Annotated in this window: 12 protein-coding genes and 2 pseudogenes; 5 read left to right on the top strand and 9 right to left on the bottom strand. The window is 67.1% G+C overall.

Going from position 1 to position 17,728, the window contains the following annotated elements; all coding sequences use genetic code 11:
• Positions 1–13 precede the first annotated feature (13 nt).
• A pseudogene (locus tag ACCC94_RS07445) lies at positions 14–613 on the top strand (thiamine pyrophosphate-binding protein); the annotation flags it as partial.
• Here ACCC94_RS07445 and ACCC94_RS07440 read toward each other — a convergent pair.
• The 9 genes and pseudogenes from ACCC94_RS07440 to ACCC94_RS07400 form a co-directional block, all read right to left on the bottom strand.
• Positions 604–1,023: pseudogene (locus ACCC94_RS07440) on the bottom strand (thiamine pyrophosphate-binding protein); the annotation flags it as partial. The pseudogenes ACCC94_RS07445 and ACCC94_RS07440 sit on opposite strands and share 10 nt — an antisense overlap.
• Before the next feature lie 345 nt (positions 1,024–1,368).
• Positions 1,369–3,456, bottom strand: coding sequence for an acetate--CoA ligase family protein (locus ACCC94_RS07435; protein WP_413348671.1), 2,088 nt, complete (start codon positions 3,454–3,456; stop codon positions 1,369–1,371).
• Between the two features lie 207 nt (positions 3,457–3,663).
• Positions 3,664–4,824: an acyl-CoA dehydrogenase family protein gene (locus ACCC94_RS07430; RefSeq protein ID WP_413348669.1), complete on the bottom strand. Its 1,161-nt coding sequence runs from the start codon at positions 4,822–4,824 to the stop codon at positions 3,664–3,666.
• A 17-nt stretch (positions 4,825–4,841) separates the two neighbouring features.
• Positions 4,842–5,630, bottom strand: coding sequence for an enoyl-CoA hydratase/isomerase family protein (locus ACCC94_RS07425; protein WP_413348667.1), 789 nt, complete (start codon positions 5,628–5,630; stop codon positions 4,842–4,844).
• A 370-nt stretch (positions 5,631–6,000) separates the two neighbouring features.
• The gene (locus tag ACCC94_RS07420) at positions 6,001–7,428 is read right to left on the bottom strand and encodes an amino acid permease (RefSeq protein ID WP_413348666.1); all 1,428 of its coding nucleotides are present in this window, start codon (positions 7,426–7,428) and stop codon (positions 6,001–6,003) included.
• Positions 7,429–7,720: 292 nt separating this feature from the next.
• Positions 7,721–9,958, bottom strand: coding sequence for an ATP-binding protein (locus ACCC94_RS07415; RefSeq protein WP_413348665.1), 2,238 nt, complete (start codon positions 9,956–9,958; stop codon positions 7,721–7,723).
• The gene (locus ACCC94_RS07410; RefSeq protein ID WP_413348683.1) at positions 9,955–10,716 is read right to left on the bottom strand and encodes a substrate-binding periplasmic protein; all 762 of its coding nucleotides are present in this window, start codon (positions 10,714–10,716) and stop codon (positions 9,955–9,957) included. The genes ACCC94_RS07415 and ACCC94_RS07410 overlap by 4 nt, the downstream gene beginning before the upstream one ends.
• A gap of 91 nt (positions 10,717–10,807) precedes the next feature.
• A complete protein-coding gene (locus tag ACCC94_RS07405; protein ID WP_413348682.1) occupies positions 10,808–11,557 on the bottom strand; it encodes a response regulator in 750 nt (249 codons plus the stop codon).
• A gap of 110 nt (positions 11,558–11,667) precedes the next feature.
• Complete coding sequence (locus tag ACCC94_RS07400; protein ID WP_413348664.1) at positions 11,668–12,315, bottom strand: TetR family transcriptional regulator C-terminal domain-containing protein; 648 nt, start codon at positions 12,313–12,315, stop codon at positions 11,668–11,670.
• Between the two features lie 369 nt (positions 12,316–12,684).
• Here ACCC94_RS07400 and ACCC94_RS07395 point away from each other — a divergent pair, with 369 nt between their 5' ends.
• The 4 genes from ACCC94_RS07395 to ACCC94_RS07380 all read left to right on the top strand — a co-directional run bounded on the left by ACCC94_RS07395 (position 12,685) and on the right by ACCC94_RS07380 (position 17,543).
• Positions 12,685–13,788: a polyamine ABC transporter substrate-binding protein gene (locus tag ACCC94_RS07395; protein WP_413348663.1), complete on the top strand. Its 1,104-nt coding sequence runs from the start codon at positions 12,685–12,687 to the stop codon at positions 13,786–13,788.
• Positions 13,789–14,014: 226 nt separating this feature from the next.
• Complete coding sequence (locus ACCC94_RS07390; protein WP_413348662.1) at positions 14,015–15,433, top strand: aminotransferase; 1,419 nt, start codon at positions 14,015–14,017, stop codon at positions 15,431–15,433.
• 53 nt (positions 15,434–15,486) lie between these two features.
• The gene (locus ACCC94_RS07385) at positions 15,487–16,356 is read left to right on the top strand and encodes a helix-turn-helix transcriptional regulator (protein ID WP_413348661.1); all 870 of its coding nucleotides are present in this window, start codon (positions 15,487–15,489) and stop codon (positions 16,354–16,356) included.
• A 176-nt stretch (positions 16,357–16,532) separates the two neighbouring features.
• A complete protein-coding gene (locus ACCC94_RS07380; RefSeq protein ID WP_413348660.1) occupies positions 16,533–17,543 on the top strand; it encodes an alpha/beta fold hydrolase in 1,011 nt (336 codons plus the stop codon).
• Positions 17,544–17,728: the final 185 nt, after the last annotated feature.

Raw genomic sequence — 17,728 nt, 5'->3', positions numbered from 1 at the left:
TTAAGGAACTGCCATGACCACCTGCGGCGAATTCCTCGTCAAGCAACTCGAAGCCTGGGGCGTCGATACCGTCTTCGGCATCCCCGGCGTGCACACCGTCGAGCTGTACCGCGGCCTGCCGCACAGCGGCATCCGCCACATCACCCCGCGCCACGAACAGGGCGCCGGCTTCATGGCCGACGGCTACGCGCGCGTCACCGGCAAGCCGGGCACCTGCTTCATCATCACCGGCCCGGGCATGACCAACATCCTCACCGCCATGGGCCAGGCCTACGCCGACTCCATCCCCATGCTGGTGATCTCGAGCGTCAACGAGCGCTCGCGCCTGGCGCACGGCAACGGCTACCTGCACGAGCTGCCGAACCAGCGCGCGATGGTCGCCGGCGTCAGCGCCTTCAGCCACACCCTGATGAGCGTCGACGAACTGCCGGCGGTGCTGGCCCGCGCCTACGCCGTGTTCGACAGCGAGCGCCCGCGTCCGGTGCACATCTCCGTGCCGCTGGACGTGCTGGCGAACCCGGTCGCCCGCGACTGGACCCACGAGGTGGTGCGCCGCGCCGGCCGTGGCCAGCCCAGCGCCGATGCGCTCAAGCAGGCTGTGGATAAGCTCAAGGCGACGGCCGAGAACGCGGTGATCGGCGCGGTCATGGCGCGCTGGTCCTGGGTCTCGTGCAGGCAGCCCCAGCCCTTGCCCAGGCTGGCGGTGTGGTTGACGCTGGAAATCACCAGCATCGGGATCGAGTCGGCGTAGGCCTGGCCGATGGCGGTGGTGGCGTTGGTCACCCCCGGCCCGGTGATGATGAAGGCCACGCCCGGCTTGCCGCTGACGCGCGCATAGCCGTCGGCCATGAAGCCGGCGCCCTGCTCGTGGCGGGTCAGCACGTGGCGGATGCCGCTGCCGGGCAGGCCGCGGTACAGCTCCAGGGTGTGCACACCGGGAATGCCGAACACGGTGTCGACGCCGTAGTTGGCCAGCAGGCGCACCAGGGCCTGGCCGCCGGTGAGGGTCTTGTCGTTTTGCATGAACGATCTCCCGAATGGTTTTTCGACGGATAACCGCGAGCGGTTATTCGCCCTACTCGTTGGGGCCTACGCCGAGTGTCCGGCGTGCGCCGCTTTTGCTCCCTCTTCCTTCAGGGAAAGGGCTGGGGAGAGGGCTCTTCGATGGCACCGAGTTCCGGCCCACCACCCTCTCTACCAGCCCCTCTCCCGCAAGCGGGAAAGGGAGCGTTCGTGTTCTTCCTTCAACGCTTGGCGCCGCTTTTGCTTTTCGTAGGATCGAGGGGGGCGCCTAGCCCTTGCTCGCGAACCGAGCCCCACAGCGGGGGGTTGTTCGCGAGCAAGCTCGCTCCTACAGGTGTGGCGTCATCAATCGGCGGTGCGGATCAGCGCATCCACCGCCACGGCGCCGTCGGCGTCCGCCAGCAGCGGGTTCACATCCAGTTCAAGCAGGCTGTCCACGTGCTCGCAGGCGTAGTCGGCGACGGCGCGGATGGCTTCCACCAGGGCCTCCAGGTTCACCGCCGGGCGGCCCCGGAAACCGGTGAGCAGCGGCGCGCTGCGCAGGCCAAGCAGGGCGTCGCGGATCGCCGCGTCGGTGGTCGGCAGCAGCAGGCTGCGGCTGTCCTTGAGCAGCTCGACGAGGATGCCGCCGGCACCCAGCACCAGCGCGAGACCAAAGCCGTTCTCACGCTTGATGCCGACGATTAGCTCAGCCAGCGGCGGATTGGCCATGCGCTCCAGCAGCACCTGGTCGAAGGGCACGCCCGGTGCGTGGCGGGCGATGTTCTCGCGCATGTCGAACAGCGCAGCTTCCAGCGCCGCCTCGTTGCGCAGGTTGAGCGCCACGCCGCCAGCCTCGGTCTTGTGCGGCAGTTGCGCACTGACCACTTTCAGCGCCAGCGGGAAACCGACGTCGGCGGCCGCTTCGCGGGCCTGTGCCGGCGTGCTCAGGGCAGCGCGCGGCAGCGGCAGGCCGAAGGGTTTCAGCGCCTGCTTGGACTGCCACTCATCGAGCAGCCGGCCCTCGCCTTCCAGCGCTTGCGGGCAGAGCGGCACCAGCGCGGCTTCGCCACGAGCCAGCAGCGCTTCGCGGCGCTGGCGGTAGTGGGCGATGCGGCCCCAGGCGGCGAGACCATCTTCCACGCCTTGCAGCGCGGCGACGCCGTGGGAATGCAGCAGTTCGCGGGCGTGTTTGGGCAGCAGTTCCGGCAATGCGGAGGCGATGAAACCGACCTTGCCGTGGCGCTCCAGCGCCGCGCAGTAGAGCTCCAGCAGCAGGTCGCACTGCGGGCGTTCGCCGGTTTCCTCGCCGGGGTAGTCCAGCACCAGCAGGGCGGCATCGGCGTCGGTCTGCAGGGCACTGTCGAGCATGCGCTGCAGGGCCGGGCCGTCGCCCCAGATGGCGGTGGTGAAGTCCAGCGGGTTGGCGATGTTGGCGTAGTCCGGTAGCACCTGGGCCAGCTCGGCGCGCTGGCCGTCGACCAGCTTGGGCAGGCTCAGGCCGTTGCGTTCGGCGTAGTCGGCGATCAGCCCGGCATCACCGCCGGAGCAGGCCAGCGCGGCCAGGCTCGGGCCGGCCGGCAGGTTGCCGCAGGCGGCTGCCTTCAAGGTTTCGATGAAGCTCACCGGGCCGCTGACGCGGATTACCCCGAGGCGGTCGAACAGCGCGTCGTACAGCGCGTCGGAACCGGCCAGGGAGCTGGTGTGGCTGAGCGCCAGTTCGGCGCCGATCTCGGAAACGCCGGTTTTCAGGGCGATCACCGGGATGCCTTTCTGCAGCGCCTTGAAGGCGGCGCGGGCGAAGCCGGGGACGTTCTTCAGGCCTTCCAGGTGCAGGCCGATGGCAGTGACACGCGGCTCGTCGAGCAGCACGTCCATCAGTTCGGCCACGCCCAGCTGCGCCTGGTTGCCCACCGAGGCCATGTAGGCGATCGGCAGCGAGCGGTCGCTCATGGACAGGTTGTAGGCGAAGTTGCCGCTCTGGGTCAGCACCGCCACGCCCTTCTCCACCAGGTGCCCGCCGTGGGCCACCGGCCACAGCGCGGAGCCGTGCAGGTAGTCGAGCAGGCCGTAGCAGTTGGGGCCGAGCAGAGCCATGTCGCCGGCGCTGGCGAGCAGGCGGCGCTGCAGGGCTTCGCCTTCGGCGCCGGTCTCGGCGAAGCCGGAGGCGTAGCAGATGGCGCCGCCGGCATCCTTGGCAGCCAGCTCGGCGACGGCCTGCAGGGTCAGGTCGCGGTTGGTGGCGACGAACACCGCGTCCGGCCCTTCGGGCAGGTCGGCGATGCTGCGCACGCAGGGCACGCCTTCGAGTACGTCGTATTGCGGGTTGACCAGCCACATCGGGCCGGCGAAGCCGCCTTCGGCGCAACGCTTGAGCGCGCGCGCCATGCTGCGGCCGCCGATGAAGGCCAGGTGCCGGGGCGCCAGCAGGCGCTGGAGGTTTTCTCTTTTCATGTCGGGTTCTCGGTACAGGGCTCTGCCCTCTCCCCCAGCCCCTCTCCCTGAAAGGAGAGGGGAGCTTTCGGGTCATCCTTCAGCGCAGGTGTCTGTCCACGCGCCGAATCGTTCTTGCCCCCTCTCCCTTCGGAGCGGGGCGCGCAGCCAGGGCTGGGGAGAGGGTCTATCCGGCAGCGCCGGCCACTCCCCGAAGAACACCCGCAATCAGCGCAGCAACGGCCGCAGCAGTTCGCGGGAAATGATGTGCCGCTGGATCTCCGAGGTGCCTTCCCAGATGCGCTCGATGCGCGCATTGCGCCAGATGCGTTCCACCGGACCTTCGTCCATCAGGCCCATGCCGCCGAATATCTGCACGGTCTCGTCGGCGACCTTGCCCAGCACTTCGCTGGCGAACAGCTTGGCCATGCCGGCTTCGCCGTCGGTCATGCTGCCGCGGTCCATCTTCCAGGCAGTGTGCAGGGTCATCAGCTCGGCGGCGCGGATCTGCGTGGCCATGTCGGCGAGCTTGAAGGAGATGCCCTGGTAGCTGCCGATGGCCTGACCGAACTGCTTGCGGTCGGCGGACCACTGCAGCGCCAGGTCCAGCGCGCGCTGGGCCTGGCCGACGCAGTTGGCGGCGACCATCACGCGGCCGGCGGTGAGCCAGGCGTTGGCCACTTCCCAGCCCTTGTCGACTTCGCCCAGGACCTTGGAGGCCGGCACACGGCAGTCGTCGAAGAAGATTTCGTAGGTGTGGTAGCCCTTGTTGCTGACGCAGCGCGGGCCACGGCGCACGGTCATGCCGGCGGTGCCCTTGTCGACCAGGAAGGCGGTCACGGCGTTGCGCTTCTTGCCGTTGCGCTCGAAGGTGTCGGTCACCGCGAAGACGATGGCGAAGTCGGCATGGCCGGCGTGGCTGATGAAGTGCTTGGCGCCGTTGATCACGAAATCGTCGCCATCACGCACGGCGCGGGTCTTGATCGAGTTGGCGTCGGAGCCGGCGCCCGGCTCGGTGAGGGCGAAGCAGTCGATCTTCTCGCCCTGCACCACCGGCAGCAGGTAGTCCTGGATCTGCTCGCCCTTGCAGGCCATGAGGATCTTCGAGGGGCGCGCGACGAACACGTGCAGCGCCCAGGAGACCTTGGACAGCTCGCGCTCGACCAGCGCCTGGGACAGGTAGTCCAGGCCGCCGCCACCGACTTCCTCGGGCATGTTGAAGGCGTAGAAGCCGGCCGCCAGGGCCTTGCCGCGAATCTTCGCGGCCAGCTCCGGGGACACCGCGTCGGCGCGGTCCACTTCTTCCTCGTACGGCAGCAGCTCTTTCTCGACGAAAGCCTTGACCGCCTCGACGAGCATTTCCTGTTCCTGGGTCAGTTGGAAATCCATCACATCACCTGCAGCCGTCAGCGGCCTTTGAATTGGGGGGAGCGTTTTTCGGCCACGGCGCGCAGCGCCTCGGCGGCATCTTCACTGCGGCCGCAGAGCAGCCCGGCGGCCTGTTCGGCTTCCAGTTGCTGGGCCAGCGTGCGGGCGGCGCCGTCGCGCATCAGGCGCTTGGTCTGGGCGAAGGCGAAGGTCGGGCCGGCGGCCAGGCGCGCGGCGAATTCGCCGACCTGGGCCTGCAATTGATCGTCGGCGACCACCTCACCGACCAGGCCGGCATTCAACGCGCGCTCGGCGTTCCACAGCTCGTCGAGGAACAGCAGGCGCTTGGCCGCTTCGCTGCCGATCAGGCGCGGCAGGTGCCAGCTGGCGCCGGCGTCCGGGCAGTAGGCCATGCCGGTGTAGCCGGCCTTGAAGCGCGCGGAGGCACCGGCGATGCGGAAGTCGCAGCACAGGGTCAGGTCCATCCCGGCGCCGACAGCGGTGCCGTTGACGGCGGCAATGGTCGGCTTGTCCAGGCCATGCAGGCGACGCATCAGGGCGTGGGCGGTTTCGGTCCAACCGTAGGTTTCCAGCTCGCCACGGGCTTCGGCCTCGGCCCATTCGGCAAGGTCGGCGCCAGCGCAGAAGCTGCGGCCTTCGCCGCTGAGGACGATGACGCGCACGGCAGGGTCCGCCTCATGGGTGTCGAGCAGGGCGTGCAGGTTCTTGAGCGTCGGGATGTCCAGCGCGTTGCGCTGTTCGGGGCGGTTCAGGGTGATCCAGGCGATACCGTCCTGGACCCGGCTGAGCGGGGATGGCTGAGTCATGCTGCCCTCGTTCTTGTAGTCGTTTGCTGAGGCGGATGAAGCGTTGGAACCAATACTAAACACTTGTTCAGCAAGCCGGCAATCCACCCGAATGGGTGGCTTGTAACGCCCTTGCCATCGATGGGAAGGCCGCGCGGCGCGGGGGCTGAGGGGTTTTCCCAGGGCTTTCGCCGGGAGCTTGTTACAACTTCGAACAAACGTTCAGCAAGAGAGGGGGGCGGTGGTGTACCGGTAGGAGCGAGCTTGCTCGCGAACGGATTATCCGGCCGCTCTGGCGCTGGGCGGGTTCGCGAGCAAGCTCGCTCCTACGAAGAGCCGAAAAGCAAAAGAAAAAGCCCCGCGATGCGGGGCTTCTGCGGTGCGCAAAGACTCAGCCGAGGCTCGGTACCGCCTCGTCGGTCAGCACCTGCCCACGCTTGCGCTTGAGCACGTAGTAGGCCAGGTAGCAGGCGCCCATGAAGCCGAAGCCCCAGTACAGCGACGGACGCTGGGTCGGGTCCAGGGCGAGGAACACGAACAGCGAGCAGCAGATCGCGATGCAAGCCAGCGGGATCAGCGGGAACAAGGGCGCGGCGTACTTCAGGTCGGCCACGGTGCCGCCCTTGGCCATGTGCTCGCGGCGGAAGCGGTACTGGGCGTAGGCGATGACGATCCAGGTGACGGTGCCGGCCATTCCGCTCACCGCCATCAGCACCATGAACAGGGTGTCGGCGGCGACCACGCTGGTGAGCAGCGAGAGCAGCGCGAAAGCCAGGCTGATCAGCAGTGCATAGAGCGGCACGCCACGGGCGCTGAGCTTGGACAGCTTGCGCGGCGCCATGCCGGTCTTAGACATGGCCCAGAGGATGCGGGTGGAGGCATACAGGCCGGAGTTACCCACGGACAGGATCGCGGTGAGGATGACGAAGTTCATGATGTCGGCCGCGTAGGGGATGCCGACCATGTCGAACACCTGCACGAAGGGGCTCTCCATCAGCCCGGCCTGCTTCCACGGCACGATGCAGGACAGCACGGCAATCGCCAGCACATAGAAGATCAGCACGCGGAACACCACGTTGCGCACGGCACGCGGGATGCTCTTCTCCGGCTGGTCGGTCTCGCCGGCGGCGACGCCCATGATCTCGCAGCCCTGGAAGGCGTAGACCACCGTCATCATCACCGCGAACACCGCGGACAACCCATTGGGGAACAGGCCGTCGCTCATCAGGTTGTGCAGCCCCGGCGCGGCGGTGCCGCTATTGAGGGGGATGGCGCCGAAGATCACCAGCAGGCCGACAATGATGAAGCCGAGGATGGCCGCGACCTTGATCCCGGAGAACCAGTATTCGGCCTCGCCGAAGGCGCGGGTGGCCAGGGCGTTGAGGGAGAACAGCACGACCACGAAGAAGCCCGACCACAGCCAGATCGGCACCTCGGGGAACCAGCGGGTCATCAGCATGCCGGCGGCGGTGAATTCCAGGCCGACGGTGGAGGCCCAGCTCATCCAGTAGACCCAGCCGATCATGAACCCGGTGGCCGGGCCGATGAAGCGCGTGGCGTGGGCCTGGAAGGAGCCGGAGACCGGCATCTGCACGGACAGCTCGCCCAGGCAGACCATGACCAGGTACATCAACAGGCCCGCGACCAGGTAGGCGAGGATGGCGCCCATCGGGCCGCCGGAGCCGATGGTGACGCCCGAGCCCATGAACAGGCCGGTGCCGATCACGCCGCCCAGGGACAGCATGAAGATATGGCGGCTCTTGAGCGCGCGGGTGAGCTGGATCTTTTCGCCGCTCTCGGCGTGATGGGTCTCAGACATGGCGCACCTCCTGGGAACGGCGGGCGCGGCTGAGCGGAACTCTACGTTGGATCATTATTGTTATCTCCAATCAATCAGAGGCCGTGGCTCGGGCACGGATGCCACCGGATTATTGGAAGACGATGTAAGGCGGGGTTGTTCGCCGGGATCGAAGTTGTAGGAAGATGTAAGGATTTTGTGCAGGCCGCGCGGGGCGGGGGGTTCAGCGAGGGGACCGCGTAGGAGCGAGCTTGCTCGCGAACCAGCCCAGCGTTGGATTTGCCCGGAAAAGCGTTCGCGAGCAAGCTCGCTCCTACAGGGTGAGCATCAGCTCGCCGGCCAACGACCGTTCGCGTTCCAATCGCGCGGCCCAATCACCCTGTAAGGAACCCGCCAACGCCGCCTGCTCCAGCTCACCCAGGCAATCCCCCAGCCCGCGCAAGCCCATGGAGCGGCAGCTGCCCGCCAGCCGGTGCGCGAGGCTGGCGGCCTCCACCGCATCGTCCTGGCGCAGCGCATCCAGCAGCAGCGGCCATTGCTCATCCAGCAGCTTCCACAGGCTGGCGAGCAGTTCATTCAGCTTGTGCTCGCCCAGCAGGCGCCGGTGGGTATCGAGCACCTGGCGATCCAGCGGGCCGTTATCCACAGCTTCGGGCAGCAACTCCCAGGCCACGCCGGACAGCGCGCGGCGCAGGTCGTCCAGGCGCAGCGGCTTGCCCAGCACGCCCTGCATGCCGGCCTCGAAATAGCGGCGGACCATGCCTGGCTGCACACTGGCGGTGAAGGCGTGGATCGGCGTGGTCGCGTTGAGCCCATCGGGCTGCGCGCGGATCGCCCGGCACAGGTCGAGGCCGTTCATCCCCGGCAGGTGCATATCCAGCAGGATCAGGTCGAAACGCCGGGCGGCGGTGAGCGCCAACGCCGGCTGCGCGTCGTCGGCGAGCTGCACGCGGTGGCCATCGCGCTCCAGCAAGGCCTGGGCGACCTCGCGGTTGAGGGCGACGTCTTCCACTACCAGCACGTCCAGAGCCGGCGCCTGCTCGATTTCCACCTCGGAGCGCGGCACCACGCCCGGCGCCAGCATGATCTCGAACCAGAAGGTGCTGCCCTCGCCTTCCAGGCTCTCGACGCCGATCTCGCCGCCCATGGCCTCGACCAGCCGCTTGCTGATCGCCAGCCCCAGCCCGGTGCCGCCGTAGCGCCGCGCCACCTCGTCGCTGGCCTGGGTGAAGCGCTGGAAGATCTTTTCCTGCTGCTCGGCGGAGATGCCGATGCCGTCGTCGGTCACGCTGAAGCGCAGGCGCTGCCCGGCCTCGCTGCCCTCCAGCACGGCAACTTCCAGCAGCACCTCGCCCTCCTCGGTGAACTTCACCGCGTTGGCCAGCAGGTTGCTCAGCACCTGGCGCAGGAACTGCTCGGCGCCCCGGCAAGCGTCCTGCACCTGGGGTTCGATGCGCAGGCGCAGGCAGGTGCCGTTGTCTTCGGCACGCGGCTCCAGCAGGGTCACCACGTCGTCCAGCAGGCGGCGCAGCGAGAAATCCACCGGCTCCGGCTGGCTGGCGCCGTCTTCCAGCTTGGCGAAGTGCAGCACCTCGTTGAGGATCGCCAGCAGACCTTCGCCGGCGGTGGCCAGCGCCTGCAGGCGGCGCCGGTCCTGCTCGCCCAGAGGCGCGGCGCGCAGCAGCTCGGCCATGCCGAGGATGCCGTTGAGCGGGGTGCGGATCTCATGGCTCATGGTGGCGAGGAAGCGACTCTTGGCGCGGTTGGCGGCCTCGGCTTCCTCCTTGGCGCGACGCAGGCTGGCGGTGCGCCGCTCGACCCGGCGCTGCAGTTCGTCGCGCTTGCTCTGCAGCGCTTCGCGGTCGGCCTCGCGCCGGCGCAACTCGGCGCGCAGGGCACGGCGCAAGCCATCGAGGGCATCGGCGACGGTGTCGATCTCGTCCTCTTCGCCCGAGCGTTTCTTGTCCAGCACCAGCTCGGTGCCCAGGTCGCCGCCGGTGAGCCCGCGGACGAAATCGGCCATGGCGCGCAAGTGACGGGTGACCAGGCTGTGGAACAGCCAGCTCAGCGCCACCGCCAGGCCGCAGAGGAACACGCCCATCCACAGCAGGCTGGTCAGCCCGCCGTGGAGCAGGCGCAGGTAGACGGCGCCCAGGTCGATGCTGATTTCCAGCTCGCCCAGGTCGCGGCGCTCCCCGTCCGGCGGCTGGAAGGCCAGGGCGTAGTGCTCGACACGGAACGGCCCGCGCTTCTCATCGGCGTCCTGCACCAGGTTGAAGTCGGCGCTGCGCAGGCGCACCTGGGCGATGTCGGGGAAGTCGGCCAGGCCGTGCAGCTGTACGTTGAGCTGCTCCTGGTTGAGGTCCCACAGGCTGCGCTCGAAGCTGGCGAGATAGCCGACGCGGATCAGCTCCAGCCGGTTGTCGATGTCGCGCATCTCGCGGCGGTATTCGAAGTACAGCTGCACCACACTGGCCAGCACGGTAAAGCACAGGCTGAACAGCAGCACCCGCAGCAGCAGGCGCCGGGCCAGGCCGCCGGGCAGCCTCAACGCGGCACCCCGTCGCCGGCGAGCATGGCGCGGTAGTCGCGCTCGCTCTGCTGCAGCCAGCGGGCGACGCTGCCGTCGTCCACGCGTTGCTTCAGCACGGCGTTGATCTCTTCCATTCGCGCGGCCAGCGGGGAATGGCGGGAAACGGCGATGCGCAGGTAATCGACGGTGAGCGGCCGGGGCAGCGCGGCGATGTCCTGCCCGCCGGCCAGCTGCTCGACGAACAGCGTGCCGGTACGCCGCTCATGGGCGATGAAGTCGATGCGCTGGCGGATCAGCTTGCCGAAGTTCTGCCGGCTGTCGGAGACCCATTCGACATTGCCGTGCTCGGCGACGAATCGGTCGAACTGCGGCCCGTAGCTCTCGCCGAACAGCAGCCCGCCGCGGTACTGGGCGAGGTCGCCCAACTGGTCGAAACGCACGGGCTTGCGGCGGTTGTAGAAGATCGCCACTTCCTCGCGCAGCACCGGCACGCGGGAGAACAGCAGGCCGTCGTCGCGCTGCGGGGTCTGGTAGGCGAGCACCAGGTCGACGCGGCCCTCGGCGGCGTCCAGCAGGCAGCGCTTCCAGTTGCCCAGCACCACGGTCTGCACTTCGTAGCCCAGCTGGCCGAGTACGCTGCGCACGGTCTGCGGGGCCAGGCCGCGCACTTCGTGGCCGTCGCTCCAGGAGATGGGCGGGTAGACGGGGTAGTCGCAATAGCGGATGGGTTGGGCGGCTTGGGTGGCCGTACAAAAGAGCAAAGCAAGGAAATACAGGAGGAATTGGAGCGGGGATTGCCCTCTCCCCAGCCCTCTCCCTGAAGGGAGAGGGAGCCGTACGGTGCGCGCTCGAAACACGGAGTAAGGCTCAGGCGTCGGCGGGCGTGGCGGTGAACAGGTAGCCGGCGCCGTGGATGGTGATGATCAGCTCGGGCTCGGCCGGGTCGTCGCGCAGCTTGCGGCGCAGGCGGCCGACCAGCACGTCGATGGAGCGGTCGTTGGGCAGCCACTCGCGGTTGCGGATCTGGTCCATCAGCTGGTCGCGGCTCAGGGTGTGGCCGGTGTTGCGCAGGAACACGCAGAGCAGCTGGAACTCGCCGTGGGTCAGCGGGGTTTCGCTGCCGTCACGGTCGATCAGGCGGCGGCGGTCCGGGTCCAGCGTCCAGTGGGCGAAGCGCTTGTGGTGCTGCCGGCTGCTGCCCTGGGCGGGCGCGGCGGCGGGTTGCCGGGCGTGGCGCACGCGGCGGATCAGGTTCTTCGCGCGGGACACCAGCTCGCGGGGGTTCAGCGGTTTGATCACGTAGTCGTCGGCGCCGCATTCCAGGCCGACGATGCGGTCGATGTCGTCGTTGCGCCCGGTGATCAGGATGATGCCGACCTCCGAGCGCACGCGCAGCTCGCGGGTCAGGGTCAGGCCGTCCTTGCCGGGCAGGCGGATGTCGAGCATCACCAGGTCGATGGGCCGGTCGGCCTGTGCGGCTTCGGCGAGCGTCGCCTCGGCCTGCTCGGCGGTGCCGGCGCAGAGCACGTCATAGCCTTCCTCGCCGAGGTAGGCCTGGAGGAGCTCGCGAATCACCGGATCGTCGTCCACGATCAGTACACGGGAAGTCATCGCAATACCCTGCTGACGCCACCGCTCCTGGCGGGGCAGTTCTTGTTATTAGTGTAGAAAGGTCTGTAGGACCGGTCCTGCGAACGCCAGCAGGTTACCGGTCGTTGAACAATCGATCAACAGCCTGCCGGCGCCCGGCTGAAGCGTTGCCGGCCGCCATGCTGGAGGCCGTCTACCCAGGCCTCGCAGATCTGCACGCCTTGCTCCGGGGTGAAGGTGTTGGGGTTCAGGCCGGACTCCAGCCACAGGCCGTCGAGCAAGGCGCTGAGAGCGATGGCGGCCAGCTCCGCATCGAAATCGGCCCATTCCTGCTCCTGCGCCAGCTCGTTCAACGCCTGCGTCAGCAGGGCACGGTACTCCCCGTAGGAATGGTCGTGGGCCTTGTTGATTTCCTCGGCCGTTTTCACCGCGCCCCAGAAAGCCAGCCAGGCATCCAGCAGTTGCGGGTCGAGCAACTCGGCGCAGAACGACGCACGGAAGAATGCCGACAGCCGCGCGCGGGCATCCGGCGCCGCCTCGGCAATGGCTTCGCGCAGCAACTGCATGACCCGCCCGGTAACGGTCAGGTAGGCCTCGGCCACCAGTTCGTCCTTGCCTGAATAGTGGTGGTTGATCAGCCCCACCGAGACCCCGGCCTCGGCGCAGATCTTGCGTATGGAGGCTCCCTGGAAGCCATGGCGTTTCAGGCACGCGAGGGTGGCCTCGATCAGCAGCGCCTTGCGCTGCTCCGGCTCCAGTCGGGTAAAGCGGACTTCCTCGTTCATGCCTGGCTCCTGAAGTTTCAGGTGGCCAATCTGAACGATTGTTCGACAGGAAGCCAGCGCCAGGGTCTGTTGACGTTTCGCCACGGCCGCGACGATGCACACTCACAACGGTCGGCGCGAGCCGTTAGTCGTCCCTTCGGGTTGCGCGAAAAATCACGCCATGCGTCGTTGCGGGACTAGGCAAGGGAACGACCATTGCCGGCGTCCCGCGTCTAGCCTGGCGTGATTTTTCGCGGCAACGCGGCTCGCGTCGAAATGCCAACAGACCATTACCTACCCGTTCGGGGAATGGCCGGGCAGCCGGCCCTGGTCGAGAGTGGCTCTATCCGCGAATTCGCCAATCCATAACAAAATCAAGGTGGGACTGACATGCAGAAAACGCTCGCAGCAGTACTCAGCGCGGCGCTGGCGACCTTGCCGGCACTGGGTCACGGGGAGGATGCCGAAGGCGCGAAGACGCTGCGGCTGTACAACTGGACCGACTACATCGGCGAGCACACCATCGCCGACTTCGAGAAGGAAACCGGGATCAAGGTGGTCTACGACACCTTCGATTCCTACGAGACCGTGCAGGGCAAACTGCTGCCCGGTCGCTCGGGCTACGACTTGGTGGTGCTCAACGCCGCCCTGGTGCCGCCGCTGTTGAAAGCCGGCGTATTCCAGCCGCTGGACAAGTCCAAGCTGCCCAGCTGGAACAACCTCGACGCGGACGTGCTCAAGCACCTGGACCACTACGATCCCGGCGTGCAGTACTCGGCGCCCTACACCTGGGGCAGCAATGGCATCACCTACAACGTCGACAAGATCAAGCAGCGCATGCCGGACGCGCCCATCGGCTCGCTGGCGATGCTGTTCGATCCGAAGATCGTGTCGAAATTCGCCGATTGCGGGGTGACCATCATCGATTCGCCCACCGACGTGATCCCGCTGGCCCTGGCCTACCTCAAGCGCGACCCCAACAGCGCGCTGCCCGAGGACCTCAAGGCCGCCCAGGACCTGCTGCAAGCGATCCGCCCGTACATCCGCAAGTTCGACTCCACCAGCTACCTCAACGGCCTGGCCAACGGCGACCAGTGCATGGCGATGACCTGGTCCGGCGACTACGCCACTGCCCAGGCCCGCGCCGACGAAGCCGGCGCCAAGGTCAAGCTGGGCTACTTCGTGCCCAAGGAAGGCTCGCTGATCTGGTTCGACGACTTCTACATCCCGGCCGACGCGCCGCACGTGGCAAATGCCCACAAGTTCATCGAATACATGCTGCAGCCCAAGGTGGCCGCGGGCGTCGCGGACTACATCCGCTACGCCTCCAGCAACGCCGCCGCCACCCCGCTGCTGGCCGCCGAAGTGCGCAACGACCCGGCGATCTACCCCGACGCCGAGACCCGCGCCCGGCTGTTCACCCAGAAAGTGCAGACACCCAAGGCCACCCGCCTGATCACCCGCACCTGGAATGCGGTGAAGACCGGGACCTGATGGCGCAAGCACCAGAAGCCCCCTCTCCCCAGCCCTCTCCCTGAAGGGAGAGGGGGCCAAGCGGAGCCGCCGGAAATCGCGGCGGCATCCTGAAAGTAACGACAACCACGATCCACAAGGAGGTTCGGAGTCCCATGCGCTCCGGACGGTCCCCTCTCCCTTCAGGGAGAGGGTTAGGGAGAGGGCAAAACGCCCAACCGAATAACGAAACACCGAGGTAAAGCAGATGACCACCCCAACCCCAGCCTTCTTCGCCCAGTTCAACGACGAGCAGCTGGTCGCCGCCGACAAGGCCCACTACATGCACGGCTACCACGTGTTCGACGATCACCGGGTCAACGGTGCGCTGAACATCGCTGCCGGCGAGGGCGCCTACATCTACGACACCAGGGGCAATCGCTACCTGGATGCCGTGGGCGGCATGTGGTGCACCAACATCGGCCTGGGCCGCGCGGAAATGGCCGACGCCATCGCCGACCAGGTGCGCCAGCTGGCCTACTCCAATCCCTTCTGCGACATGGCCAACGTCACCGCCATCCAGCTCTGCGAGAAGCTCGCGGAACTCGCGCCGGGCGATCTGGACCACGTGTTCCTCACCACCGGCGGCTCCACCGCCGTGGACACCGCCTACCGGCTGATCCAGTACTACCAGAACTGCCGCGGCAAGCATGACAAGAAGCACATCATCAGCCGGGTCAACGCCTATCACGGCTCGACCTTCCTCACCATGTCGCTGGGCGGCAAGGTCGCCGACCACCCGGCCGAGTTCGACTTCCTCAAGGACGTCATTCACCACATCTCCTGCCCCAACCCCTACCGCGCGCCGGAAGGGATGACCGAAGGCGACTTCCTCGAATTCCTGGTCAAGGAATTCGAAGACAAGATCCTCGAACTGGGCCAGGACAAGGTCGCCGCCTTCTTCGCCGAGCCGATCATGGGCTCGGGCGGCGTGATCATCCCGCCCAAGGGCTACCACCAGCGCATGTGGCAGGTCTGCCAGCAGTACGACGTGCTCTACGTCGCCGACGAGGTGGTGACCTCCTTCGGCCGCCTCGGCGCCTTCTTCGCCTCCGAGGACGTGTTCGGCATGCAGCCGGACATCATCACCACCGCCAAGGGCCTGACTTCCGGCTACCTGCCGCTGGGCGCGTGCATCTTCTCGGATCGCATCTGGAAAGTGATCGGCGAGGCCGACAAGGGCCGCTGCTTCGCCCACGGCTTCACCTACAGCGGGCACCCGGTGAGCTGCGTCTCGGCGCTGAAGAACATCGAGATCATCGAGCGCGAGAACCTGCTGGAGCATGTGAAGGATGTCGGCGGCTACCTGGAGCAGCGTCTGCAGGAACTGGCCGACCTGCCGCTGGTGGGCAGCGTGCGCTGCCAGAAGCTGATGGCCTGTGTCGAGTTCGTCGCCGACAAGCGCACCAAGGTGCTCTTCCCCGAGGAGCTGAACATCGGCGAGAAGATCCACCTGCGCGCCCAGGCCAAGGGCCTGCTGGTGCGACCGATCGTGCACCTGAACGTGATGTCGCCGCCGCTGACCATCACCCGCGAGCAGGTCGACGAGATCGTCGACACCCTGCGCGAATCGATCCTCGAGGCCGCGCAGGACCTCCAGCGCAGCGGTGATTACGCGGGGCACTGATGATCGATCCGAGGATTTTGCCTGCACCCCGGCAGCCCTTTAGACTGCCGGACATGAGCGAATCCCAGGCGCTGAGCGAAACCTCCGACGCACCGGCCCTGCATGCCTGGCATGCGGGGCTGGCGCGCGCCTTGGCCAGCGTCGGCGAAGTGGTTTTCGTCGAACGCCTGGCCGACGCGCTGGGCTGCCTGGTGCCGGTGGAATCGGTCATGCTCGGCCTGGAACAGCGCGGCCAGCCGCCGCAACCGCTGTACCAGCGCGGCATCGACCCGGAGCACCACGAGGCGCTGATCGACCGCTACTACGCCCGCGGCTACCTGCTCGACCCCTTCTGCCTGGCCATGGAAGACGGCCTCACCGAGGGCTTCTACCCGCTGGCCGACATCGCCCCGGACGACTTCTTCGCCAGCGAGTACTACAAGACCTACTACCTCAAGTTCGGCTGCAGCGAGGACTGCCACTTCATCATCGACCTGGGCGAAGCGCGCAAGGTCTCGCTGTGCCTGTACCAGGGCAGGAGCGGCGCGCGCTTCAGCGAAACCCAGCTCGACCTGCTGGCCACCGTCCTGCCGCTGGTGCGCGAACTGATACGCCAGTTCGAGCGCAACGGCGGGCTCGAACTGCTGCTGGCCGGGCGTGGTGCAAGCGTCAGCGCGCCGGACAACCAGGCACCGCTGAACCGGCACATCCGCGCGGCCTTCATGAACTTCGGCGCCGACCTGCTCACCGAGCGTGAGCGGGAAATCGCCCACCTGCTGCTGCGCGGCCACTCGGTGAAGTCCAGCGCGCGGGTGCTGGATATCTCCCCTGAAACCGTGCGCATGCACCGCAAGCACCTCTACACCAAGCTGGAAATCAACTCCCAGGCGGAGCTGTTCTCGCTGTTCATCGACTGGTTGACCGGCGGCGCCACCGCCGCCTGACCTGAGCCTGTGGGAGCGAGCTTGCTCGCGAACGCCTCACGCCGTGCCCACCCGGTTCGCGAGCAAGCTCGCTCCTACAAAGCAAGCGCCTCGATGCGGCGCCAGCTCAGAAAATCTGCCAACCTATGGCGATTCCCGCTGTCTGACCCGTGCCCCACCACCAGGAGAGCTCCCCGATGTCCCGACGCTGGCTACCCGCCTTGCTGTTGGCCGCTGCCCTGCCGCTGCACGCCGCCGAATCCAAACCCACCTACGGCCCGGAACTGGAGCGCTTCAACTACTCCTACCCGGTCGGTCACTACAGCTTCGCGTCCCAGGGCCACCATATGCACATGGCCTACATCGACGTGAAGCCCAAGAAGCAGCCCAACGGCCGTACCGTGGTGCTGCTGCACGGCAAGAACTTCTGCGCCGGTACCTGGGAAACCACCATCGCCGCCCTGAGCGACGCCGGCTACCGCGTGGTCGCGCCGGACCAGATCGGCTTCTGCAAGTCGACCAAGCCCGAGCGCTACCAGTACAGCTTCCAGCAGCTGGCGAGCAACACCCATGCGCTGCTCGAGCACCTGAAGATCGGCAAGGTCACCCTGCTGGGCCACTCCACCGGCGGCATGCTCGCCACCCGCTACGCGCTGATGTACCCGCAGCAGGTCGAGCAGCTGGCCATGGTCAACCCCATCGGCCTGGAGGACTGGAAGGCCCTGGGCGTGCCCTACCGCACCCCGGACCAGTGGTACGAGCGCGAGCTGAAGACCAGCGCCGAGAGCATCCGCCAATACGAGCAGGCGACCTACTACGCCGGCCAATGGAAACCCGAGTACGACAAATGGGTGAACATGCTCGCCGGCCTGTTCAACGGCGCCGGCCACGAGCGCGTGGCGTGGAACTCGGCGCTGCTCTACGACATGATCTTCACCCAGCCGGTGGTCTACGAATTCGGCCAGCTGAAGATGCCGACCCTGCTGCTGATCGGCACCAGGGACAACACCGCCATCGGCAAGGACCTGGCTCCGGACGACCTGAAGCCCAAGCTGGGCAACTACGCCGAGCTGGGCAAGGCGACCGCCAAGGCCATCCCCAACGCCACCCTGGTGGAGTTCGACGACATGGGCCACGCCCCGCAGATCCAGGACCCGAAGCGCTTCCACGAGGCGCTGCTCAAGGGGTTGGCGGACCTCAAGCACTGACCGATGTGTCGGTTGGTTCAGCCGTAGGATGGCGTGGAGCGAAGCGATATCCATCGACTCCTCCCGCCATCGGCATGGGTATCGCTGCGCTCCACCCATCCTACAAAAGCGAGCCGTCGGCGCCGAACCTGACCTGACTTGTAGGAGCGAGCTTGCTCGCGAACCGCCCAACACCCCGAGCTACC

The sequence above is a fragment of the Pseudomonas sp. Pseusp97 genome, from assembly GCF_047304025.1.
Lineage (GTDB): Bacteria > Pseudomonadota > Gammaproteobacteria > Pseudomonadales > Pseudomonadaceae > Pseudomonas.
The sequence above is the reverse complement of the archived record's forward strand: the minus strand, read 5'-3'. Positions and strand labels throughout refer to the sequence as shown.